Genomic DNA, 24,971 nt, shown 5'->3' on the forward strand with positions numbered 1-24,971 from the left:
TGTAATTCACATGCTTTTTTTAAATACTTGATGAGTACCGGGTATTTTTGTATAGAGAACGCCCAAATCTTATCGGTTATGAATCATTTTATAAAAGTCACTCTGGCTTTACTTTGCCTTATATCTCAATCTTCTTACTCGCAAGATAAAGAATATGAGATTCACTTAACTTCAAAAGATAGTGTGATTGCCCGTTCTTGGCATATTGGTATCGGATATAATATAATTGATGATTCGGGGGATGTATTTGATGAGCTTTTCTCTGTCAGTGACCAATGGAACGCCCTCCCTTATCCATCGCGAATAAATATTGGCAGATATTTTAAAAGTGGGCTCGGTGTGGAAGCTATCGGATCTTATAATAAATATAAAGTAGGTAAATTGATTGACGGTGAGATTAATCAAGAGGAAATGGACTATTATGCTATAGACTCTAGAATAACTTATGATTTAATGAAGTTGTTCGGTAGAGATTCTTGGTTTGACCCATATATAGGTGTGGGGCTGGGCTATACATCAGCTAGGGAGGAGCCGAGAGGTACTTATAACGCGGTAGTGGGATTAAGGACTTGGATAACCGAAAAAATAGCTTTGGACTTAAATTCTTCTGGTAAATGGAGAATGGGTAATATTGGTACCAATCACTTACAGCACGCTGCTAGTGTAGTCTATAGATTTGGAATTGAAAAAGAACTATCTCAGAAAGGGGAAGAAAGACTTGCTCAAATCGAAGCTCTAGAAGAAGCGAGACAAAGAAAACAAGATTCCTTAGAAGCTATTAACCGTTCAGAAGAAGCTTTAGCTCAAGAATTGGCCAGAAAAAAAATGTTAGCTGAACAAAAAGCTATCGAAGAAGCTAAACTTGCAGCTGAAAACGCCAGAAAAAAGCGTATTGTGAATGAAATTAAAGCCCTAGGGCATGTTTACTTCGCTCTAAACTCATCGTATCTTTCTGAAGACTCTAAAGAAGTTTTGAAAGGACTTTCAAATGTTATGAAGAAATATCCTCAGCTAAAACTTGAAATTTCTTCACATACAGATTCAAGGGGAACTAATGAATACAATAACTGGTTATCGGAAAGAAGGGTTGAAAGAACCTTGAAATACCTATTAACATTAGGGGTTTCAAAAGAAAGACTGCAGGCACAGGCGAAAGGAGAAGAAGAACTGCTAAACGAATGTGATGATACTATTTATTGTGATGAAGAGAAACATAAGGTTAATCGAAGATCTGATTTTGTCATCACTAAATTCTAGGAAAGGATCGCACTTAAGAAATGAGTCCTTTATTGAACCATTTCTTTTTTGCCCAACTATTAAATTTAATATAGTAATATGTTAAATCAATTGGTTTTGAAGCCCAGTAGAGACCTTTACTGTATAAAAAAGGCTTTAGCTTAACTAAATATCTAAATACTTTTTCCGGAGATATAATAAATCTTTTCAGTAAGGTCAGCTTACTTGTTTTCAGTTGGTTTGGATTGTAAGCAATACCGACTTTATTGGCACCCACATTTTGGTAAAAGCCTTTTGAAAGTTGATTTATGAACTTAATTTTTTCTTTAGTAGAAAAGATACCAGTACGTAAAGCCATGTCGGTCATATAGTCTTGAACCATTTCTTGAGTATAATCAACGCTTCTTAGCTCTTTAAAAAGTTCTTTAAACCTTTCGAACATAAAATCTTGAATGGGTGCAATTAAATGACCGTAATTATATTTTTCATTTTCCTCATGAAACTCCATGGTTGGTTTGCTGGAATCTAAATTATAATACAACGTACTGCCATGGGGAGCCGCTAGAAGTTGTTCATACAGTTGCCCATTAGCCATTAGAATATCATCTGAAAATGTACTGTTTGGATAAATAGAGAAGTTCAGTCCAAAACGTTTGGTATCATTCTCAATATTATAAATTTCCTTGAGTCCTAAATAATAACCGGTAACGGGGATTTTTTTGTTAAAGAACTTATATAGCGCTTCTTGCATTGTACCCCCCCAACCTACATCAACCAAGGTAAGACCTTCGGATTGGTAATTGGCTCCAAAAGAATTCAAGTAACTTATGAAAGCCTTTTTTTGAAGCTGTCTATTATCGGCATAAGCATTTTGAAAAGTGCTATTCGCTCTGAGCAGAAGCATTGCTTCAGAAGTAGGAAATTGAGTGTGCAACTTGTCGGAGGGATAATTTAATTCGTCAATGATTTGTTGCTTAACGTCTGTATCGAAAGGAAACCAATCTAAAAAATGACTCAGCGACATTTCGCCGAATTTCTTTGTTAATTTCTTAAAGTTTTCTTCTTCTAAAGGTTTTAAGGCTAATTGGGTGGCCGACTGTCTGGATGCCTTTAAATAATGTGTTTTTATTCTATTATCTTCTGGTATCTGGTTTAAATCTTGATAACAATCAAATAGTTTTTTTAAATAGTGACCTTCACGGGCTAAAAAATATAAATTTTTAATACCGTTTTTTTTAGCATTTATATAAAGTCTTTCTGTAAAAAAATAGAAGTGTGTAACATACTCACTAAAGGGGTGTTCGCTTCTCAAACACTTTTTTTCAATTGACTTACAAACCCTATAAAAATCTTTTTTATCGGTACCAAAAAGATTTTTTTTGTTTCTAAACTTGTGCGACCTATGCTTCAAATGAATGGCCGTAACACCATGACGTTTTGCGTTTAAGATATCACTATTCTTATTATCGCCAATCATTACTACTTCTGAGGGGTCGATATTCAGTTGATTAAGCACGTGCTGATAAAGCGATCCGTTTTCTTTACAAGCACCTTCATTACTTGAAATAAAAACGTCTCTAAATAAATTCGAAAAACCATGATGTTCAATAATTTTCAAAATGATTTCTTTGGAAAGGTAGAAGTCGGACAAGAGATAGATGTTGTATCCCTTTTCCTTCAGTTTGAATAAATCTTGAATGAGGTTATCGTTTTTAAACTGAACCGAAGTTTCTGCAATAGTGTCAGCCTGTTTAAAAAGTGATTCAAAGACATTGAGGCTTACACCTTGCAAGAGATTGTTGTGTTGCAATCTCAGAAACACTTCGTGTATCAACAAAGTATAGTCAATTTCTAACGAGTTTTTGTTTTCCCTAGTAGATAAAAATGTGTGGGTATTAGCTCTTATACTGAAAAGTTGTTCAGATGTAATTTCAACTCCGAGTTCGCGAATAATAAATTTTGCCCATAAGCGCAATGTATAGTTCGGGTGTACCGAACGGTGCACAAGGGTATCAAAAAAGTCTGTAAAAATAACTTTTTTTCCATCAAGACTTTTAAATCTTTTTTCTAATCTTGTCAATTGTAAGAGCTAAAAATTTGATTATAGCCCCTTATCTAATGAAAAGTAAGAAGAATACCGGATATCTATGATAAATAGATAATATGATTTCCTCTCTCAATGTCGCTAGCCATTGATGAGAATTAGATTTTCGTGGGGCATTTGTTTTTAAAGACACTTAATCTTGTTTTTGGGGTTTAAGTGTAAATATTTACGATGAAATACAACTCTTAGATGTATTTTATGAAATAATTAAGAATATTCAGTTAAATAGTTTTCTTTAGTATTTAAAACGCGTGCTATTGAATTTAATTGCTTTAGTTTAGTAATTGGTGTACATTAAAGTTTCTACCTATACCTTCAGTACATGTATGTAGATGATTAGATGATATTTATATCACCAATTCTATAAACATATTTTTTGGGAAGATGTTTTTTAGTCATGTATAGGTGAGCATCATTATGAATGTTTAGGCCATTATCTAAAACACCTATGGTTTCCCAGCCAAGTTGATTTGGCGCTATAAAGTCTTTTTTTACATTATCCGCTACGTAATAAAAGTCAGTATACTCAGGCAATTGGTTTTCAATGGCCAAATAATTCTCTTCCGATGGTTTTTCAGAACCAAACTCTTCTGAAATGACGATACAATCAAATGAATTTTCTATACCCAAAGCTTTTAACTTTGCCCGTTGCGTGCCCGTTCTACCATCTGTGATAAGGCCTAGACCTGCTTTTTTCTCTCTTAATTTTTGAAATAGTTCTGCAACCCCTTCGGCCAGTGCAATTTTTGGTTTGTGGTTTCGATAGAGGGTAATTAATTCACTTTTATCAAGATTATGATTCTTAGCCAGAAAATCAAAGACATTCTCGTTGCATCTGTACAATGAGAACATTTGTAAATAAAGTTTGTGCCAACTTTTAGGATCCGTTTTGAAGGCTATTTCTCGGTAGGCCGATTGTAGGTAGTTGAGTTCATTGTAAAGTGTATCATCAAGGTCGAATACTACCACTGTTTGTGAATTAACCTTTATATCCATGTACTAAAATTTCATCGTCGTAACGAATCATTAGCAAGTCTTTTTCCCAACAGTCAAATGCTTTATCAATTTTGCTTCCTTTACCGTATTCCTCTATAATCCATTTGGGATAGTTGGCCCCAGCTAGATAAGACAATGGAAATCCTCCACCAAATCTCGGGTTAATTTCTATAGCATAGATATCATGGGTCGACTGGTGAAGAAAAAATTGGGCAGTTAAACAACCTACAGCCCCTTGAACGTTAATCAGTTTTTCCTGCAAATAGGGGACAAGTTTGTTATATACGGTAAGCGCCTTATACACTTCACCGTCTCGAACCTCTAACCTTTTTCGCGGAACAATACACTTTAGTTCATTATCCTTCCCATAGTAAAGATCACAGGTAAATTCATCGTACTTGTCATGGTCTAAATACTCTAAGAACATTAATTTTTCATTTTCAAAATGATAATCGGTCAATTCGCTCTCCTCTTTGATTAAGTACGTATCGACACTTCGACTACCATCAATTGGTTTAATGAATAGCGGTAGTTTAAAGTTGTTTTTACCATATTCTTTGGCAACGGAAACCTGATGAGATTCAAAAAACTTATGAATTTCTCTTTTGTCTCGACACTTGCCAACAAAATTTTCTGAAGCAACCAAGGGTACTATGCCCTTACTTTCTAAAAGTGATCTGTTTTGCGCAAGTGGGAGGAGTTCGGTATCAATCGTTGGAATGATTAAGTCGATATTCCGTTCCGTGCACTCCTTTATCAATATATCAAAATACTCAGGTTCTGATAAATAAGGTACTTTAAAGTAGCCATCTGCAATTTGACAAGCACCTGATAAAATCGGGTCAGCATCTGAAGCATAAACCTTGCCTTCTGGAAAGATTTTTTTAAGTTCTTTCTGAAATGCCCTTATAAGAGATACGCGCCTTCCGGCAGAGGATATGAGAATATTCATTTAATGAGGTTATAAAATGACCTGAATAATTTTATAAAAGGATTTATTAATGGTTTTCGGTTGAATATAAATACCAAAAAAGAATAACTGAACCCGTGATAGTCAGGACCCAAGAACTTCTTTAAAGGGTACGCGTCGATTTTTTTAAAGCCATCAAGCATTTTAGGAATCTCTGAAACAGATATATCAGATTTCATCAACCTGACCAGCAAGAAAAACACAAAAGATTGTTGCCTTGTTTTTAAACGGCTAAGACAGGCTTCTGTATTTTCATGGGTTTTAGGTAGCCGTTGCATCAGGTTATGATATACGTGAGCAGCATTGGCATTGTCATAAATAACTTTGTTGTAATGTTCACGACTTTTATTTCGCATGGCAGAAGTCGGTAAAATGCGATATCTATGAGCATCTAGCGATACATGGGTCATTTTTTTGGCCTCGCAAAACAGCTCTGCCGTAAGTATGGCATCTTCCATCCATTTACCCTCAATAAACCGAATACCAGTAGATTGCATGAACTCTCTATTTATGATAAACCACCAAATTTCGTTATGATATTTTTTATTCGCGATATACGTTAAACCATCAGAAATTTTTAATTCATTGAATTTACCATCGAGATTATCTGATATCGGGTATTTTTTTTCAAAAACCGATTTGCTGTCAAAACTTAATATGTCAAGATTAAATTCTTCAAGCTTTGATAATAATAGGGGTAATGTGTCTTTCGCTAAGTAATCATCTGGATCTAAGAAATAAATATATTTACCTTTTGCAATATCGTAGCCGGAGTTTCGTGCTGCGCCTACACCGCCATTTTTTTTATCTAGAACCTTGATATGATTATGAGTGCTTGCGTATGTATGGGCAATCTGTAAAGTTGAATCTTTAGATTCATCATTAACAATGATAATCTCATAATCAGAAGATGACAAGTTTTGGTTCAATATACTATCTACACATTCTTGTAGATAGAGTTCCATATTGTAACAGGGTATTATTATACTAAGCTTCATACTCATTGATTACCAGTAAAAACTTCCATAGTGGCACTTGTATCTGAACTGATACCATCACTTTTCAAAACCTTTTTTATGGTTAACAGAATTATTTTTAAATCTAACGAAAATGATTGATTATCAACATACCAAACATCATACTCAAATTTTTTACTCCACGAAATTGCATTTCGACCATTTACTTGTGCCCAGCCAGTAATGCCTGGGCGAACTTCATGCCTTCTCTTTTGTTGTTGGTTATATAGGGGAAGATACGAAACCAATAAGGGTCTAGGTCCGACCAAACTCATATCTCCATTGAGTACGTTAATAAGTTGGGGGAGCTCATCAAGAGATGTTTTTCTAACAAATTTACCGGCAGCAGTTAACCGAATTTCATCAGGAAGCAGGTTGCCCTCTGCGTCTTTTTGGTCGTTCATGGTCTTAAACTTCCAAATGGTAAATATCTGTCCATTTTTGCCAGGACGATTTTGGATAAAAAAAACTTTTCCTTTGTTGGCGAAGCCTAGAAATATAAAAACTATTAATAATATTGGTGACGCTATAATTAAAACTGACAAGGCAATGAGAAAATCTAAAAGCCTTTTGAAAAAACGTTTATACATATCAATATTTGGTGATAGTTATGACAAATTAAAAACATATATTTCTATTATGACTTATCAATAGACAAAGAACCTATAATAAGGATAAAACTTATTTAACCCAATGTATATGCTAATTGTTTATAAGAGAATTTGAAAAATGCTTTACTAATCGAATGCTTACAACAAATACCCAGGTAACAAAGTCTCTTTAAATTACATTTCTAGAGAATCTATCAATTTCGCGAATTTCTCACAGAGAATTGATTTATCATATGTATTTTCTGCAAGTAACCGGGCATTATGTCCCATTTGTTCACAAATTTTAGGATTTTCCTTCAAATAAGAAATAGCTTTTGCCAAATCACCAGGTTCTTCAGGATTAACATAAAGACCACATTTATGCTCTTCTACCAAATTTTTAGTCCATCCGGCAGAATTAACTATAATAGCCTTACCCGCCGATAACGAATCAAATAATTTATTGGGAGAGTTAGTTGCAAGTATTGGAATGTTTTGAAAGGTGATTAAAGAAACATCGCAGAGATTGACAATTTCGGATAGTTCTTCCATTGGGAAACTTCCCAAAAATTTTGCGTTTACAAGGTTGTTTTTCTTACAACGTTCTTCCAGTTCCGATTTGGTGGCACCCCCACCCAAGAAAATAAATTCTATATCAGCCTCATCTTTTAAAAGTTCAAGGGCATCAACTATGTAATGCATACCATTGGCAATATTCATAGCGCCAAAATAGGTCACTTTAAAAGAATGAGGTTTTAACCCTAATTTCTTAACCAGGTCTAAGTTTTTTTCACGAGACCAAAATTCATCTATTTTCGACATATTCGGAATCATTGAAACTTTATCATGAGAAATGTTCCTGGCTATAACACCATCATACATTCCGGGTGAAAGGGCGACTATCTGTTTAGCATTATTATATATAACTTTTTCAAGAAAGAGAGCAGCCTTAATCATGAAAACATTTTTGAGACCTCCCATTTGAATAGGTACCTCAGGCCAAAGGTCTCTTACTTCAAAAACAAATGGTTTTTTCTTAAACCATTTTAAGGCCAAGGCAGGCAAACCGATTGTAAGTGGAGTGGAGGTCGCTATTACCAAATCAATATCTTTTTCTTTCATAGCAACTGGTATCGACTTAAAAACGAAGCTCAAAAATGCTTTAAGTCTTTGAGCAATATTCATGGTTCCGCTATCGTATTGAACGTCAAGGTATATTACATTGATTCCATCAATTTGAATTCTCTCAATATTAGATTCAATTTTTTTGTTCATTGTCAACATGGTCACTTTGTGCCCGTTCTTAATAAGTTCTTGAGCAATCCAATAAGATCTAGTACTTCCTGGTTGATATGGAGTATGGAAATACTGATGTAGATATAAAATGTTCATTCTTGTTTCTTTTGACAACCTCGTTAGACACCTCTGACTAGAATTTTTATTTTAGTCTTTATATTTTCTGCAATTAATTTCAGCAAATATATCACCAATCCTAGTTCTACCCTAATCGTATGATTATAGTGATAATATTGACCCAATCGAACAATATATAAAAGAGCAGTATTTTGCTTAACTTTTTATAAAGTTTTGCGTGATTGGTTTAACAGAGATTTCATTCCGTTAATCAAGTTATTTTTCGTTTACCAATTCTTTTAGAGTAATTTTGCAGGTTAAATGCCAAGCGACTAATATACTTTTGCCCTTCTTTGCTAGGTAAATGTAGGGTAAGAACTTTTTTGTTTGAGACTTAATGTAAACCTGAAATACGTTTTCAAATAAGATTTGAATTTATATAGTATTTTTAAAAATTATTTATGCAATTCCTACAAAAAATAAACAAATACTGTTTTTTTTTACTGGTATTTTCAGTCACATTCGAAAATTGGGACCCTTTTAATCTCTCTGGTATTGTATCGGTGACTTATATGGCAAGTATTTTATATATTTTATCTTGGCTTCCGCTACTTAAATCTCAATTCCGTCTTTCTTCATTTAAACAATACCTGATTCCTTTAACCTTATTTACAATAATAGGAATTTTCTCTACCGCTCTTAATAGTGGGTATGCAGAATCTTATCAAGATTCTTACGATTTAAGAGTAATCACATTAATAATATTAATGTTCTTGATTGTTAATCATTTTTATAATGATAAGTCTTTGGTCTATGAGGCTTTAAATATTTATGTCATTAGTATAATTCTATTATATATTTTGGCATTATCGGGTGTGGGAACAGAGTTTAAAAATGGACGTTTGTTATTATTTGGAGAAAATCCCAATTCGATAGGTGTTAAAGCTGTAGTGGCCTTCTTAGTTGTGGTATCTAGACTGATTAATGATAAGCTAAGTTTAAAGAAGATATTACTTAATGGTTTATATATATTTTCTACTTTGAATTTGATTATACTCACGGGTTCTAGAGGGGCTTTACTATCTGTTTTTTTAGGGTTGGCGATTTTAATTTTGTTCATGAAAATTACTATCTGGAAAAAAATTCTTCTGACGATTGGTGGTATAGGTTTTTCAATCCTTTTTCTAGGTATAGTGATGAAGACTAATCCTGCTTTTGAACGAAGAATTATGAATACGATTGAAACTGGTGATACAGGTCGTAACGATTTGTGGGAATCCTCTTTGATTATAATTGAAGACAATCTTTTTCTTGGAGTAGGGTTAGCTGGGGCCTTACCTGAGATGATGAAATACACAGGCCGCCTTATTGACCCCCATAACGTTTTTTTATATGTTTTAATGACAACCGGCCTATTCGGTTTTCTGTTCTATCTAATTTTTATTTTAAAACTCTGGAAAAATTTGCATCAAAGTTTTAAAAGAAATGGACGTGTTGTTTTTTTGGTTATGTTGGCCGTGGTACTATTCAATATGGGAAAAACAGGCGGTGCAATAGGTAAAATCTTCTTTTGGTTTTTCTTTGCGATTTTGATTGGTTCTACTTTTGATAAAAATGAGGTTAAAAATTCAATGAAAAATTGATTCAAATTAATTTATCCTATATAGAAAATGAAGTTATTTAAAAAGATGGAATTCTCTTATACCATACCCTTAGGTCAAACGTTAAAGTATTGGAGGTAGGGCGGCATATGTGTTAGGTAGTAGAAAACGCTTGATCTCGAAAATCTACGCAGGAGAAAAGAGTTAGTTTATAAGTATTAAAGTATATCGATATAAAACAATGAGGATATTAATAATTTCTAATAATTACCCTTCTGAAGAAGCGCCGACTTATGGGGTGTTCGTGTATAATCTTGTACAGCAATTTGTAAAATTGGGTCATGAGATAACAGTAATCGCTCCAAGGACCATTTGGAAGAAGCCATTGATTGGCCAAAGGGCAAAACAAAATTATGGTGAAGAATTAGCAACTATTTATAGACCTTACGTTGTTTCTGCATCCAATAAGCAGATATTTAACTTTAATACCCACTTAATTGGTGAAAAGTTCATGGTTAAGGCCGTACGAGAGACTGTTAAAAAGGAAAATCTTCAATTCGATGTAGTATATGGTCATTTTTTGGTTAATGGAATTATTGCGGTCAAAGCACTATCTTATTTAGGTAAACCCATTTTTGTAGCGGAAGGCGAATTGAAAAATATAAATCTCAGAAAAACATATTATAAAGACAGCGATTATCAGAAGCTGATATCAAAAATAGAAGGTTTTATTGCAGTATCTCCCCAGATTAAAGATAATCTCATTGAAGTTGGAGTTAATAGTGATAAGATTACAATTAGCCCCAATGCGGTTGATTTTAATCAATTCTTCAAAAGAGATAAGGTTGAGATGCGAATGAAGCATAAATTACCCTTAGATAAGAAATTGGTTATTTTTGTTGGGCGTTTCGTGCACGATAAAGGCCCCTCAAGAGTTCTCAAAGCAGTAGAAAATATTGATAATACAGAAATAATATTTATAGGTGGCGGCAGTGATGAACTTATTAGCGATAAGATAGTTTTTAAGGATAAAGTGCCTACAAATGAAGTTCATGAGTACTTATCGGCTGCTGATATTTTCGTATTGCCCACTTTACATGAGGGTTCGTGTAATGCTATCGTAGAGGCAATGGCTTGTGGTTTGCCTATAATTTCATCAGATATACCTGAAATAAGGTTTCAGTGTGAACCAGAATTTTCAATTCTTGTAAACCCGTTGAGTGTTGAAGCAATTAATGAGGCTTTAAGCAATACGCTTTTTAATGATGAAAAATTAATGGAGATGGGTGTAAATGCAATGAAATACTCTAAAAAATTCGATATTACTCAACGAGCAAAGAATATTATAAACTTTATGCTACCTAGTGTAAAATAGGGTAATATCGAAATTTTTGTGGCTTGAATTAAACCACTACAATTACTTACCCATTTAAACTTAACCCATAATGACTAAAGTTAATAATCGAAAACCTAGAAAAGAAAGGTTAAGTATTTTTTATGTTAATCCTATGAGTTATAATAATCTTTCCATTTATGATTATTCGCTTTTATCTAATTTGGATAACTGTCATGTAGAATATTTCTGTAGCAAGAAATATGATTATAAAATGTTTAATGCTAATTTCAATAAAATATATACATACTCGAGCAAGACAGGGGTATCAAAACTTTTAAGTTATTTATGGTCTCAAATAAGACTTCTAAAGAAAATCAGAAACCACAAGGTAGATACCGTACACTTTCAATGGTTCAAAGTGCCTTATATTGATTACTTAATATTAAAATTAATATCAAATAAGGTTAATATTGTATTCACGGCCCATAACCTACTACCTCACGATTCAGGTGAAAATTACAAGAAAATATTTAGAAAAATTTATGGCACGGTAGATTCAATTATTGTTCACTCAGAGAAAACTAAGATTGAACTAATCAGTAAATTTGAAGTTAGTGAGAGCAAAGTTAATGTGATTCCGCATGGTATACTTAATCTTAGTGGAGAAGTAGACCACCAAAAAATAGACCAAAGCTATTTGAAATTTAAATCTGATTTTAAACTACAGGATAAGGTGATATTTTCAGTTTTGGGTAGTATAAGTGATTATAAGGGCATCGATTTAATAATTGGTGCTTGGAAGAGGCAAAACTTAAGGAGAAATCAAACAGTGAAATTACTTATTGCAGGAAAAGGCGATGCTACTGATTTGAAGGAGTTGGAAAAAATTGATAATTGCGTTATAATGAACAGATTTCTTTCTCAGGAAGAATTTTTAGCCTGCCTCAAACTATCAGATTTTGTTCTTCTTCCCTATAAAAAAATTTCTCAGAGTGGTGTTCTTTTAACTGCCATTAGTGAAAAAAAGAGAGTTATAGTATCTGATGTAGGAGGGTTATCTGAGCCTTTTAAAATAGGAAATATTGGATATGTTCTTGAAAAGTTAACCGTTGAAGAACTGAATCGTGTTATTGTTAAAGCAAGTTTAGAGAAACATAAACTTCCCGATGATAAAATATGGAATGAGATTTACCAATACTATGACTGGTCTAATATTGCTAGACTTACTGAAAAAAACTATTTGAAGAAAACTGGGCAAAAGACCTAATTCTAAGTCTTAATATTAAGAGTAAACACTTTTTCTGAAGGTTTATAAATAATATTATAGAATAAAATTGAGGTAGGAAAAACGTGAATAAATATTTATCCAGAAAAGATATAAAATTATGGAACAAGATAAAACTTTAAGAATAAAGAAAGGCACCCTTGCAGGTAGTGTGAAAGTGAGCGGAGCTAAGAACAGCTCACTACGGTTACTTGCTGCATCCTTACTTACCAAAGGATCTATTGAACTTAAAAATTTTCCAAATGGACTTTTAGATGTTCAAGTTCATTTAAATATGCTTGAGGTGCTTGGTAAAAAATGTAAGGCTATAGAGGATGAAATTACCATTGAGGAAAAAAACTCAACTATAACTACTTTAGAATGGAGTGGTCGCTCAATACGCAATACACTTTTGATATTAGGTGCGCTTACTGCTCGTCATGGCTATGGTAGAGTGCCTCTTCCAGGTGGATGTAAGCTAGGGGAAAGAAAATATGATTTGCATGTCATGTTGCTTGAGAATTTGGGAGCAAGAGTATGGGAAGAAGGAGATTATCTTTGTGCTGAGGCTAAAATGGGCTTAGTGGCCAAAGATATACATCTACCGATGCGATCTACCGGAGCTACTGAGAATTCGATAATATGTGCAAGTTTAGCGAAGGGGACCACTACAATATGGAATCCACATATTAGACCTGAAATCATAGACTTAATTGATATGTTGACAAAGATGGGAGCCAAGATAGAGGTGTTCGGTCAAAAATGTATAGTGGTCGAAGGGGTTTCTGAGCTATCAGGCGTGAAGCATACTGTTATCCCAGATAATATAGAAGCTTTAACTTGGGCAATTGGCGCGGTAATAACGCAGGGGGAGGTCGAAATTGAAAACTTTCCTTTTGAACATTTAGAGGTTCCACTTGTATATTTGCGAGAGAGCGGAATGAAATTTTATAGAGGTGGTACAAGTTTGATAGTGAAAGGTGGAGAAGCATACCCAATTGAGATTAGTACCGGTCCATACCCCGGTATAAATTCTGATATGCAACCATTATTTGCAATTTATGGAGCTATGTCCAATGGAGTTTCGAAAATTGTCGATTTGAGATTTCCAGGTAGATACGGATATGCAGAAGAATTAGCGAAAATGGGTATGGAATATAAAGTTGATGGAGATATGCTGGTCATTAAAGGTGGTAATCGATTAAATGGTGCAAGAGTGAAAGCATTGGATTTGAGGGCAGGCATAGCCCTACTTTTGGCAGGTTTAACGGCAGAAGGAGAAACTATTATAGAAAGTTCTTGGCAAATTGGTAGAGGGTATGAAAATTTAGAAGAAAAATTGAGTGGGTTGGGAATTACTATTTAAGGAAGTGGAATGAATTCTCTTAGAAAAACATTTTTCGATATTAAGAATGATTTAAGGTCGAATAGGGTTACGTTAAAAGTTTTTGTCATAAACTATGTTTATAATTCGCAATTCAGGGTCTTGCTAAATCACCGTATTGGTAAGTATTTTTCAAATAGTAGCTTTTTCTTATTTAAGCATCTAGGGGCATATTATAAAAAAGAATTAATAGTAAAGAGGAGTTGTGATATTTCCTATAACGCAGTAATCGGTAAGAAATTAACTTTGCCTCATCCAATAGGAATAGTCATAGGTGATAAAGTTCTTGTAGAGGATAATGTTACTATATTTCAACAAGTAACCCTTGGTAGTCATGGTAAAAAAAGCAGAGAGAAACAATATCCTATAATCAGAAGTGGAGCTAAAATTTATACCGGTGCTAAAATTATAGGAGGTGTTACCATTGGTGAAAATGCAGTTATTGCAGCTAATTGTGTTGTTAATATTGATGTGCCACCTAACACTGTTGCTGTTGGTATTCCCTGCAGAATTTTAAATAAAAAAGAATGAAATCTTTCGTTTCAGATTTGTTCAGTGTAGGCATATCAAAGGTTCTGATGATTCTTTTTGGTCTTACTACTTCTATCATAGTTGCACGAACTTTGGGACCTGAAAAAAATGGAATTATTGCGGCTTTAATGGTATACCCTTCGTTATTTATGAGTATAGGCTCGTTGGGAATTAGACAATCAACGGCGTATTATTTAGGAAAAAAAATCTTTAATGAACGAGATATAAAAACTGCAATCACCCAAATTTGGTTTATGACCGCCTTTTTGAGTGTAGTAGTTTGTTTTTTATTAATGAGATACCTAAGTAAGTCAGGTGACAATCTTGATTTTGTGCTTTTGGCCCTTATCCCTATTCCTTTTTCATTGTTTGCTACCTATAATACCGGTATTTTTCTTGGTAAAAATCAAATCAGTTCATTTAATAAGATTAATTGGATACCTACACTCATTTTACTCCTGTTAACAGGTTTACTTGTTTGGTGGTTGTCTTATGGTATTGCAGGTTATCTGATAGCAATGATTGGCGGACCGCTTTTTATATCCGTTGCTTTGCTTTATAGAAATAAGTTTGCTAGTGCGTTTAGCCTAAGATTTCGCTGGGGTATTATTAAAAAGATGTTAGGCTTAGGTCTTATTTATGCCTTTTCTTTGTTGGTAATTAATTTGAACTATAAGTTAGACGTAATTCTTTTAGATTATCTGAGTGTCCCTTTAGAGACGGGCATCTATTCAAAGGGATCAGCTATTACGCAATATTTGTGGCAAATTCCTATGCTCTTAAGTACTATCGTATTTGCAAGAAGTGCAGTTTCTAAAGATGATAAGGCTTTTTCATACAAAATAACTCAACTTCTCCGATTATCTTTAGTTGCTATAGGTATAGGTTCTTTAGTACTTTTTTGTTTTTCGGAATTCATTATTATTGGCATGTTTGGAGAGTCTTTCGAAGGAAGTGTAAGTGTACTAAATATTTTACTACCTGGTGTTCTGTTGCTAACCTTCTTCAAAGTAATGAATATGGATTTGGCAGGTAAAGGTAAACCATGGGTTGCTTTAAAGGCTATGGTGCCAGCTCTAATAGTTAATATAATTTTAAATTTTGTATTAATACCAGATTACGGAGCTGATGGAGCGTCCATTGCTTCTACCATTAGCTATAGTTTAGCAGCTATTTTGTTTCTATTTTTTTATAGCAAAGAGGTTGGTATACCTGTAAAATCTATTCTTTATTACAAAAAGAGTGATTTTATACCGGTATTTAAACTGATTAAAAAATTACGAGTTTAAATGTGCACTTAAAATTCTTTAATCAACGAAATGAAAACCTAACGGCATTTGTATTCTCCATAAAGAGCGTTCTTATGAAAGTATTATTTATAATTTCAGTATTAAAACAGGGTCGAGGTGGTCACTATCATTCCCTTAACCACATATCAAGAGAAGTTGGAAGTCGAGAGAGTGTGGGCATTTTATCTCTGGGTACATCAAAAAGCGATATTCTAATAAATAACCCATATTTCAAAGGACACATACATTTTAATGGATTAAATATTTGGTATTTAAAGAAAGAGTTGTCCTCCGTACTTTTAGAGCTCAAACCAGATATTATTCATTTTTTTGATTCTAACGCTTATAATATCTGCAAACTATTTGTTAAAAAAAAGTTCAAATTAGTAACTAATCTATGTGGTGGACCAAACCCAGCTGACCATCCTAAAGTTGAGAACTTAGTTCTGTTCAGCAAAGAAAATTTAATGTGGTTTGAATCGAGAGAAAAATATAAAAACACCTTAAAGATGTTAATACCAAATCGCTCTTCAAAAATAACCGTTCATTCCGAAGCTGATATTAGTAAAGATGCTTCTAAATTTTGTTTGGTAAGAATAGCCCGAATAAGTCATTTTCATTTTAATAGTATTAAACAAACTGTAAATCTTGTTAAACTACTTAATAAGCAAGAATTTAAAATACGGCTTTATTTAATTGGTACCATTCAAGATCAAGATGCATTAGTGAAGTTGTTTGAGCTTATAGAAGGTAGGACGGATATAACTTTACTTACTGATGATAGATATACCAAAGAAGCTTCTAAAATGCTTTATTTGGCAGACGCTGTAATTGCGACCGGAAGAGGTATAATGGAAGGTGCTTCTCTAGGCTTACCCGTATTAACCCCAGCAAAAAACTCAGAAATCCCTATTTTAATAAATGATGAAAATTTCGAAAATTTTTTCAGCACTAATTTTTCAGAAAGAAATGTAGCTAGTGCTAAAGACTTGAGGGATAACCTGTATAATATAAAGCGTCTTACTGAAGACCATGCTTATTACGATGATATGTATAATTTCTCATTGCAATTATTTAAAAATAATTTTGACGTTAAAGAGGCTTTGTTAAAATACACGGAGATGTATAAATTGAGTTTAGAGAATACATATAGTGTATCTATTTTCTCGGATGTTTACTTAAAAATTAGATCATTGTATCATTTTTACTTAAGTTGAAAATAGAAATTCTCCATATCAAACATTGTAATAAGTTCGAATTAAATTTAGTATAACCCCTAAATTATCTTATCTACGGATTGAGTGCAATGGGAATTCACTCGATAAAGAATTCTATATTAGCTTAGGCAGCATAAATTGTTTGAATTTTCATTTTTAGTATTTACACAAAATAATCGGTCAACCTTTGAAATAATTATTAGGTGTGATTGATTTCGTGTTAGTTGTACAGTTTTATTTACCATTTATAAAAATTTTCTAAACTCAAGACGATATTTTCATACTTTAATGCTGTGCTGGGCAAATATGTATTCGAAAATAATAAGGGAGTTTTTATAGTAGCCCAATCTTGGCCCTGTATGCCCTATGGCGGTTCAATTGCGATTACGGCCTCTTTACGTCAATATTGTAAGTTTTTTGATGATGTTGTATTCATATGTCTTGGGAAGGATGAAATATCACAAAATGCTGCTGAAACCTTTCCCACTGTCCATTTTCATTTTATCCACGTTCACAAAAAAAGTCTGACAAATCGTTTTCTTAGATCAATATTTTTTAATAGACCTGCCATTACTTTGAGCATGGGCGCAAATTCAGTTTTTTATAGTATTGTAGGAATTTTAAGCACTTATTTAACTAAAGGAAATTTATATAAATATGTTGGAATTGTTGAAGATAATGTTCCAGGTATTCATTTAATAAAATTAAAAGAAAGATACCCTAATATGTTATGGGCCTTTAAGAGCCATGATGTTTTGCATAAGGCTTTTTCAATGTTTAAATCTACCGGAAATCCATTTTTTCGTTTAGCATGGTGGCATGAAATTGGTAAGATTTATCAATTTGAGTATGCTTTGATAAAAACAGCAGATGTAAAATGGGCAATAACTAAAGATGATTTGATTTTGAGTGAAAAATGCTATGAAACCAATTTTGATGGTGTCTTTGATTCAGATATAGATTTAAGCAGGTATGAAAACATTCGAACAGGTAAATTAAATAATATAATTTATTTGGGTTCCGCTGATAGTAGAAAGGGTCATGGAATAAAAATGTTTATAAAAAATGTATGGCCTCAACTTTTGGACCGGTATTCAAATCGAATTGAATTAACATTAGGAGGTAGGCAAACAGAAATATTTCATAACCAAAAAATAAGGGTTTCTGGTGTTGGTTTTATTAATGATGAAATTACTTTTTTAGGCAAAGGTGCTATATTCATAAATCCTCAAGTTGCTGGTTCAGGGCTAAAATTGAAGAGTATAATTGCAATGGCTGCCGGTAAAGTATTAGTTACAACTGAAAACGGTGCCCTTGGACTGGACGGTATTCCAGGTAAACATTATTGTGTTGCAAAATCGGATGAGCACATGATTCAAATAATTTCCCATTTAATTGATAATCCTACTTACGTCAAAAAAATAGCACTTGATGGACAAGAATTTGCTAAAGAAAGGTTTTCAAGACAGGCGTTTTCAGAAAGGGTACAACCATTATTAATTGATTATTGGAAAAAAGCTTTCTAAAAAGATGAATAGAGTAGAGAAAATTGTATATGATTTAGTGAAAAAAAAACCAAGAATTAAATTCTTTTTGCGCAATACATATCAGACCCTATGTGATTTCATTCCCGTTAAAAATGAAATTTCACGTTTTCCGATAGAAGTCAGGGAAGGTTTCTTTTTTGGTTTTCATGATAAATGCCCGTTCTCAGCAGATGATACAATGCTTCTTGGTTGTATGTTTAGCATACCTTTGAGAATGCCGCGTTCAGATGATAAGCTTACTATAGGGTATTTCAGTGGTGATAATTATTCTAGCTTCAACAAGTTTTATGAAACGCGTTCATGGAACTGGCATCAAGGTTGTCAGTTGCAATGGAGGGGTTCTTCAAACGAGTTAGTATTTAATGATTTTAATGGTAAAATAAATCATGGCAAAGTTTATAACATAAATACATCTGAGGTTAGAGATTTATCTCGAGCAATTTCTACAGTGAGTTCTGACGGTTCATGGGCAGCTGGGTATAGTTTTGAAAGAATACATAGGTATATGCCAGGATATGGATACCCCCATGGCCATAGAAATGATATTGATAATGTGGCTCCGGAGACGGACGGACTCTATTCTGTAGATATGGAAACAGGGAAGTCTTCTTTGATAGTAAGCATATCTCAAGTTGCGAGTTTTGAACCGAATATAGAAATGATGAAGGGTGGTAAACACTTCATTTCTCATGCCATAATATCTCCAAATAGTAAACGCGTCATGTTTTTGCATAGATGGGTGAAAAACGATTTGAGACATCGTTGGTCACGAATGTTTACTTGTGATAAAGATGGTGGCAATCTATATCTCTTTCCCACTCATGAAATGGTTTCGCATATGGCTTGGAAAAACGATGGAAAACTCTTGGCTTATTGCCGCTTAAAGAATGAAATGGAGGGGTATGTATTGTTTGAAGACCAAAATATTACTAATTATGAATTTATAGGAAAAGACCATTTTACTTCAGATGGTCACCCTTCGTTTGACAAATCGGACAAGTGGATGATAACCGACACCTATCCAGATAGATTTAGGAGGCAAAAACTACTTTTATTTAATACAAAAAGCAATCAGGTTGAAGAACTAGCTCTTCTCAAGCACTATAAAAGATATAGTCAATCCACAGAATTAAATGCTCGACTTTCTTGTGATCTTCACCCTCGATGGAATCGTGAAGGGTCAATCGTTTGTTTCGATTCCGTACACACTGGCAAACGATCCTTGTGTACAATGAATATCAAACAAATAACGCATGGCGATAATTAGAGCAATGAATAAAGCAATAATTTCTGATTTTACGGATAAACAGCGCGACCATCGGCTAAAATTTTTGCGTTTAATGCCGCAATACCTATAGCTTGAGGGCCGAAGAAATTCAAGTGAGACTTATCATAATGAGCTTTAATCTTATTTTGAAGTTTTTGACTATAACGTGCTAAATTTAGCCATTCATGAATTTTACCTTGAGAACCATTACCTCCCGTACCGTCAATATTTCTTTTGATATGGTCAGTATTCGAATCTGACCATATAATATCTACTGTTTTAATTAGCGCGTTCATATCGCTTTTATTCCAATACATGCCATTTTCATATGCTAGCAACCAAAAGCTAACAATTGCACCGCCATGAGAAGTATCCTGTATATCAGAACCATGGCGCCCCCATGTTTTATCCCAAGCGTAAGCCGAGGAGTTTTTAGGGTTTGGATAGATTTGATTTCGGAAATTTGATGGCTCACCAGGCATAGTGCCAAAAGACATATTCTCAAATACCTGCTTATACTTGTTCTTTTTGGTAATTAGATACAATTCCATACCTATTCGGGCCCAATGAGAAGACATATGAGTGTTGGATCTATAAATCTTAGACGAATGCTGGACATCATATCTTTCCCAGATGTGCTTTTCAGAAAAAGCCAATAAATCATTAAACTGATTTTTATATTTGGAACTTGATTTAATATTTGAAGATTGATGCATTATCCTTAAAAGAGTAGCTACAACTCTCCAGTAGTGGGTATCCCACAAGGCATATTCGTCCCCATCATGAGCAGGCCATCCCAAGTAACCACCTCCTACAGATGTCGTTTTGTCAACTGTTATGCCGACAATATCCAAGGCTGTATCTAAATATGAATTATCACCAGTTGCTTGCCACATAGAGGATAGTCCATCAATATAAAGTCCCAAATAATAGTACTCTTGATTTTTACCTCTACTATTGGCCATGGAATAAGCTTTAGATCTCTCCGAAGACCATTTCGAATCAAACAGGTTCTGCCAATATCTAACATCGGAACTCGTTGAAGGGGTTTCAGGGATTGGTTTTGGTTCAGCAGTAATAGTTATTGAATTGGTATGTTTTAATCCCTCTTCATCTTTAACGGTTAGATTAACCTTATAGGTTCCGGGCTCTTCGAATGTTAGCTCCGGGTTTTCTTGATTGGATGTACCATAAACTCCAAAATTCCAAGAATATGAAACTATGGCCTTATCATCGGAAGAATTTCTTCCTGAAAACTTAACTTCTAAGGGAACTTCGCCCTTACTGACATTAGCCTTGGCTACAGCAATTGGAGATTGGTTAGCGGGCTCTGAAACAACAATTGTCAATGTTGTGTTATCCTCTAAACCTTCTTCATCTTTTACGGTAAGCTCAACTTCAAAAGTTCCGGATTTCTTATATGTGTGTTTCGGATTCTTTGTGGACGAAGATGTTCCATCCTTGAAATTCCATTTATAACTTTTAATTGATTTATCATCAGTTGAGCTACTAGCTTTGAATGAGATTTCTAACGGTAATTCACCAGCTGTAACATTAGCCGAAGCTTTTGCAATTGGCGCTTCATTTTTAGGCTCTTCCACCGTAATAGATATACTTGCAGTATCCTTAAGACCTTCTTCGTCCTGTACCGTCAATGTAACTTTGTAAACTCCGGCTTTATCAAATGTATGTGTAGGATGTTTTGAACTAGAAGTTGAATCATCGTCAAAATTCCACGTATGACGGACTATATTTTTGTCATCGCTAGCGTTGTTTGAATCAAATTTAATTTCTAAAGGGGCTTCTCCCTCTGTTTTATTAGCTTCAATTCTGGCAACGGGCTTTTCATTTACAGGTTCTATTATGGTCTCCTCTTCCTGTGTGGTCTCTTCCTGTGTGGTCTCTTCCTGTGTGGTCTCTTCCTGTGTGGTCTCTTCCTGTGTGGTCTCTTCCTGTGTGGTCTCTTCCTGTGTGGTCTCTTCCAGTGTGGTCTCCTCTTCCAGTGTGGTCTCCTCTTCCTGTGTGGTCTCCTCTTCTTCCACACTGAGATTTTCTTCTGTAGTAGAAGGAGTGTGTTCAACTATTGAAGATGAATCTAAAACATACTGGTCAATTTTACCTGCATCAACTGGTGCCTCATATGTGACTATTAATAATGGAGGCTCTACAGACGGATGTTCTTTAGAGGCGATGGCTAAATCATCTCCTTGAGCATGTACTAAAATTAAGGTGGTACTTCTAGGTGATATTTCCTTAGGATTCAAAACTACTGTTTCCGTTTGCCCAACCTTATAATCTTTGTCGACTGTTCCGACTATATTTAAGGGTTCTGGTGCAATATCAGCATTGATATGTTCCTCTGTCCAAGAATCAGAATCACCTGTATGTACTTCAATCAAGCCATCACCTGAATCTTTCTGAACGGTAAATTGAAAATGAGCCTCTACTATTTTTCCCTTTATACTATCTACGGCACTGAGGTCATATAATAAATAGCTCGTTCTTTTATTTTCTTGTAACCGTATTATTTCATGGTTAAAACCGCTTCCGTTCTCTATGTATGCATCTTCTAAAGGTGAAAAAGCAGCCGTACGGCTCTCAATAGAAACACTATCTTCTTTTGCCTCTTCATCGTTCACGACTACTTCATCAGAATCAAATTTCTCATCTTCTGAAGCTTCTTCAGAGTCATCATTTTCTATGATAGACTCCTCAGAAATTAAAACAGGAGAGTTTTTAATAGCATCATAAAATGAATCTTCGTCTTTATTACAGGAAAGACACAAAAAAATAAATAAGAAATACGAGCAAAGAAAATTCTTTGCATTGGTTGTGGGGTTTAATTTCATTTTATAGTAGACCTTTTTGCAAATTGTGGGGTTTAGATAAAGGTATCACAATGAAAAATCGTTCAAAAGCGATATTCATCGACTAAATACGAGGCAAAAATAGACTTTGGTCTTCTATAAACTAAAAATTAACTTTTTTTTAAGATATCTTGGTCCAGTTGTAGAAAATAACTTTTAATATAGATATGTGTAATCGGTTGTTGCTATAAGTATTTACTTAAAAAAACGTTCGGGTAATAAATTAAATACTATTGAAAAGTCTGGCATATTAAACTATCTAGCTATTTTAATAAAATTTCTAAATAATGGAAAAGCCACTCTTTACTAAGAGTGACCTTTACATGCTATCAAGTATATTGGGTTAATTTTCGGGATATACAGGTCTTCCATCTGTAAGTATTTTAGCATTTAGTGCCCCAATACCTAAAACCTGAGATCCGAAAAAGTTAAGATGTTTACCGTTATACGTTTCTCTAAGTCTTTTTTGAAGTTTAGCGTCATATCGGGCCAAATAAAACCACTCATGCAATCTACCTGGATTTGTGTATCCACCAGAGCCATCGACATTATTTTTAATTCTTGAAGGATCAGATTCGGTCCAAAAGATATCCATGGATTTTCTAAGTGCATCCATATCAGCTCTATTCCAGTACATGCCATTTTCCTCGGCCAGAACCCAGAAGTGAACTATTGCTCCTGCATGAGAGATGTCTTGCATATCTGAACCTTTTGAAACTCCCCAAGACTTATCGAAAGCGTAAGCTGCAGCGTTTTTTGGATTCGGAAATAGTTGATCTCTTAGGTTGGAAGGATAACCCTCCATTTTTCCGTGAGATATATTATCAAAAACTTCTTTATATTTCTTTTTTCCCGTTACAATATACAATTCCATTCCTAGCCTTGCCCAATGGGAAGCCATATGCGTTCTGGATCGATAAAGGTTACTTCTTCCATAAGATTCATATCTATCCCATATGTGTTTTTCTGAAAAAGCTAATAGTTCTTCATACTTAGATTGATATCCTGAGGCTCGTAAATTTGGAGATTCGTGCATGATTCGCACTAAAGTGGCTACGTGTCTCCAATAAAAGGTATCCCAAAGATTGTATTCGGTGCCATCATCTGTGGGCCAGCCGAGAAACCCATTTCCTACTGAAACGGCATCTTCTATAGTGTTATCTATAAGCTCTATGGTAGTGTCGAGATATTCGTTATCTCCTGTCGCCTGCCACATTGCAATTTGACCGTTAATTAAATGTGCTAAAAAATAATATTCTTGTCTTTTATTCCGACTTTTTGATCTGGCTTCGGCATTTGAGGCATCGTCCTCTTTCCATTTCAAATCAAATAGTTTTTTCCAATGTAGAACATCATCGTTCATTTGAGTAATAACTACTGTGGCTTCCTGTTTTGTAGTTGAACCATCTTCTGCTTCAGTTTCAGTTGTGTAGGTGAAAGAGTCTTCTGACCCGTTTACTTCATTATCTTGTACTTCAGGAGTATCTTGATTTTGAGTAACCTCTTCATTGACCTCTTCACTGATTTCTTCTTGCACGACTTCTTCGCTATTGGAATCGTTATTATTATCAGCGTTAGTTTCTTTAGTTGTTGGTATATAAGTTAAGGTGTCATCTTCATTAATTACTACTATTCCGTTTTTCGGGTCGGTAATTTCAATAATTTTGACATCATCGGGGTTGGCAATTATGTCATTAGACAATACATCAAGAATTAATTCGTCCGAATTATTCGAAGAGTAGTAGTCGTCTTTCAATATGGTAATCTGCATTTGATTTTCTAGACTGTCAGATACAACCAAATCAGTTAATAAGTCTGTATCCTTACTACAAGAGATACTTAAAATAAGGGTAAACAAAGGTACCATCAACTTGATGACATTTAAATTAGAACTTTTCATAAGTAGGTTAAATTTTTGAGCTTTAGCTTTGGGACGCCGTAATTAAAGTCGTTAGAGCCTTTGGGAAAACACTATGGACTATTGTTAGTTTAAGTATTATATTACTGAAAAACACTATCAAGTTTATAACTTGAAATAGCTTAGAGTACCATGATAATAATCTAAGAGGTCGATTCTACAATTTTATAACTGATAGTAGTACGAAATGTTGTTTAACGGTAGATTTTATAGATGAAATGCATGCCAATTGATAAAATAATCGATGAAATACTAAATACTTACAATTATTGTAAGATTTATTTTATTAAATAAAATATTTTTTTGATTAGTATTTTGATGTTGTAATATATTTTGACTGAAGCTTTTAAGCATTTTTTGTCTACGGAATATATTATAAAGCTAATGCATGTAGGTTAGAGTGGAGAAGAATTTTCAATAAGGCTTCGAAACTTACTCGGAGTTTAAAATTTCAAAGCTTAAGGGACGATAATGCTAGAAATCTA

18 protein-coding genes are annotated in these 24,971 nt (G+C 34.0%); 10 read left to right on the forward strand and 8 right to left on the reverse strand.

The window, feature by feature from the left end; translation table 11 throughout:
- Nucleotides 1-78 precede the first annotated feature (78 nt).
- Complete coding sequence (locus tag IV512_RS00630) at nt 79-1,257, forward strand: OmpA family protein (protein ID WP_209399683.1); 1,179 nt, start codon at nt 79-81, stop codon at nt 1,255-1,257.
- A 13-nt stretch (nt 1,258-1,270) separates the two neighbouring features.
- On the opposite strand, the gene IV512_RS00635 is transcribed toward IV512_RS00630, so the two are convergent.
- The 6 genes from IV512_RS00635 to IV512_RS00660 all read right to left on the reverse strand — a co-directional run bounded on the left by IV512_RS00635 (nt 1,271) and on the right by IV512_RS00660 (nt 8,304).
- Nucleotides 1,271-3,316: an HAD-IA family hydrolase gene (locus tag IV512_RS00635; RefSeq protein ID WP_209399685.1), complete on the reverse strand. Its 2,046-nt coding sequence runs from the start codon at nt 3,314-3,316 to the stop codon at nt 1,271-1,273.
- Between the two features lie 360 nt (nt 3,317-3,676).
- Nucleotides 3,677-4,336 (reverse strand): HAD family hydrolase, encoded by a 660-nt coding sequence (locus IV512_RS00640; protein WP_209399688.1) that lies wholly within the window; start codon nt 4,334-4,336, stop codon nt 3,677-3,679.
- Nucleotides 4,320-5,288 carry an ATP-grasp domain-containing protein gene (locus tag IV512_RS00645; RefSeq protein WP_209399689.1) on the reverse strand — a complete coding sequence of 323 codons (969 nt, stop codon included), beginning with the start codon at nt 5,286-5,288 and terminating at the stop codon, nt 4,320-4,322. The genes IV512_RS00640 and IV512_RS00645 overlap by 17 nt, the downstream gene beginning before the upstream one ends.
- Nucleotides 5,285-6,310, reverse strand: coding sequence for a glycosyltransferase (locus IV512_RS00650; protein WP_371743239.1), 1,026 nt, complete (start codon nt 6,308-6,310; stop codon nt 5,285-5,287). The genes IV512_RS00645 and IV512_RS00650 overlap by 4 nt, the downstream gene beginning before the upstream one ends.
- Nucleotides 6,307-6,912, reverse strand: coding sequence for a sugar transferase (locus tag IV512_RS00655; RefSeq protein ID WP_209399693.1), 606 nt, complete (start codon nt 6,910-6,912; stop codon nt 6,307-6,309). The genes IV512_RS00650 and IV512_RS00655 overlap by 4 nt, the downstream gene beginning before the upstream one ends.
- A gap of 195 nt (nt 6,913-7,107) precedes the next feature.
- Entirely contained in the window at nt 7,108-8,304 is a 1,197-nt protein-coding gene (locus IV512_RS00660) for a glycosyltransferase family 4 protein (protein WP_209399695.1), read from the reverse strand.
- A gap of 533 nt (nt 8,305-8,837) precedes the next feature.
- Between IV512_RS00660 and IV512_RS00665 the strand changes: the two genes are divergently transcribed.
- The 9 genes from IV512_RS00665 to IV512_RS00705 all read left to right on the forward strand — a co-directional run bounded on the left by IV512_RS00665 (nt 8,838) and on the right by IV512_RS00705 (nt 19,701).
- Nucleotides 8,838-9,908 carry an O-antigen ligase gene (locus tag IV512_RS00665; RefSeq protein WP_209399697.1) on the forward strand — a complete coding sequence of 357 codons (1,071 nt, stop codon included), beginning with the start codon at nt 8,838-8,840 and terminating at the stop codon, nt 9,906-9,908.
- A 199-nt stretch (nt 9,909-10,107) separates the two neighbouring features.
- Nucleotides 10,108-11,241 carry a glycosyltransferase family 4 protein gene (locus IV512_RS00670; RefSeq protein ID WP_209399700.1) on the forward strand — a complete coding sequence of 378 codons (1,134 nt, stop codon included), beginning with the start codon at nt 10,108-10,110 and terminating at the stop codon, nt 11,239-11,241.
- A gap of 70 nt (nt 11,242-11,311) precedes the next feature.
- Nucleotides 11,312-12,469 carry a glycosyltransferase gene (locus IV512_RS00675; RefSeq protein ID WP_209399702.1) on the forward strand — a complete coding sequence of 386 codons (1,158 nt, stop codon included), beginning with the start codon at nt 11,312-11,314 and terminating at the stop codon, nt 12,467-12,469.
- Nucleotides 12,470-12,587: 118 nt separating this feature from the next.
- Nucleotides 12,588-13,832, forward strand: coding sequence for a UDP-N-acetylglucosamine 1-carboxyvinyltransferase (locus tag IV512_RS00680; RefSeq protein ID WP_209399704.1), 1,245 nt, complete (start codon nt 12,588-12,590; stop codon nt 13,830-13,832).
- 9 nt (nt 13,833-13,841) lie between these two features.
- A complete protein-coding gene (locus IV512_RS00685; protein WP_209399706.1) occupies nt 13,842-14,381 on the forward strand; it encodes a serine O-acetyltransferase in 540 nt (179 codons plus the stop codon).
- Complete coding sequence (locus IV512_RS00690) at nt 14,378-15,670, forward strand: polysaccharide biosynthesis C-terminal domain-containing protein (RefSeq protein ID WP_209399708.1); 1,293 nt, start codon at nt 14,378-14,380, stop codon at nt 15,668-15,670. Before IV512_RS00685 ends, IV512_RS00690 begins: the two co-directional genes overlap by 4 nt.
- A gap of 74 nt (nt 15,671-15,744) precedes the next feature.
- A complete protein-coding gene (locus IV512_RS00695) occupies nt 15,745-16,887 on the forward strand; it encodes a hypothetical protein (protein WP_209399710.1) in 1,143 nt (380 codons plus the stop codon).
- A gap of 293 nt (nt 16,888-17,180) precedes the next feature.
- Entirely contained in the window at nt 17,181-18,413 is a 1,233-nt protein-coding gene (locus IV512_RS00700) for a glycosyltransferase (RefSeq protein ID WP_209399712.1), read from the forward strand.
- 4 nt (nt 18,414-18,417) lie between these two features.
- Nucleotides 18,418-19,701 carry a hypothetical protein gene (locus IV512_RS00705; protein ID WP_209399714.1) on the forward strand — a complete coding sequence of 428 codons (1,284 nt, stop codon included), beginning with the start codon at nt 18,418-18,420 and terminating at the stop codon, nt 19,699-19,701.
- A 29-nt stretch (nt 19,702-19,730) separates the two neighbouring features.
- Here the strand turns inward: IV512_RS00705 and IV512_RS00710 are convergent, their stop codons facing one another.
- Nucleotides 19,731-22,550 (reverse strand): PKD domain-containing protein, encoded by a 2,820-nt coding sequence (locus IV512_RS00710; protein WP_209399716.1) that lies wholly within the window; start codon nt 22,548-22,550, stop codon nt 19,731-19,733.
- Between the two features lie 361 nt (nt 22,551-22,911).
- Complete coding sequence (locus IV512_RS00715; RefSeq protein WP_209399719.1) at nt 22,912-24,468, reverse strand: hypothetical protein; 1,557 nt, start codon at nt 24,466-24,468, stop codon at nt 22,912-22,914.
- Between the last annotated feature and the right edge of the window lie 503 nt (nt 24,469-24,971).

This window comes from Pseudozobellia sp. WGM2 (genome assembly GCF_017810075.1).
Taxonomy (GTDB): domain Bacteria; phylum Bacteroidota; class Bacteroidia; order Flavobacteriales; family Flavobacteriaceae; genus JADNYK01.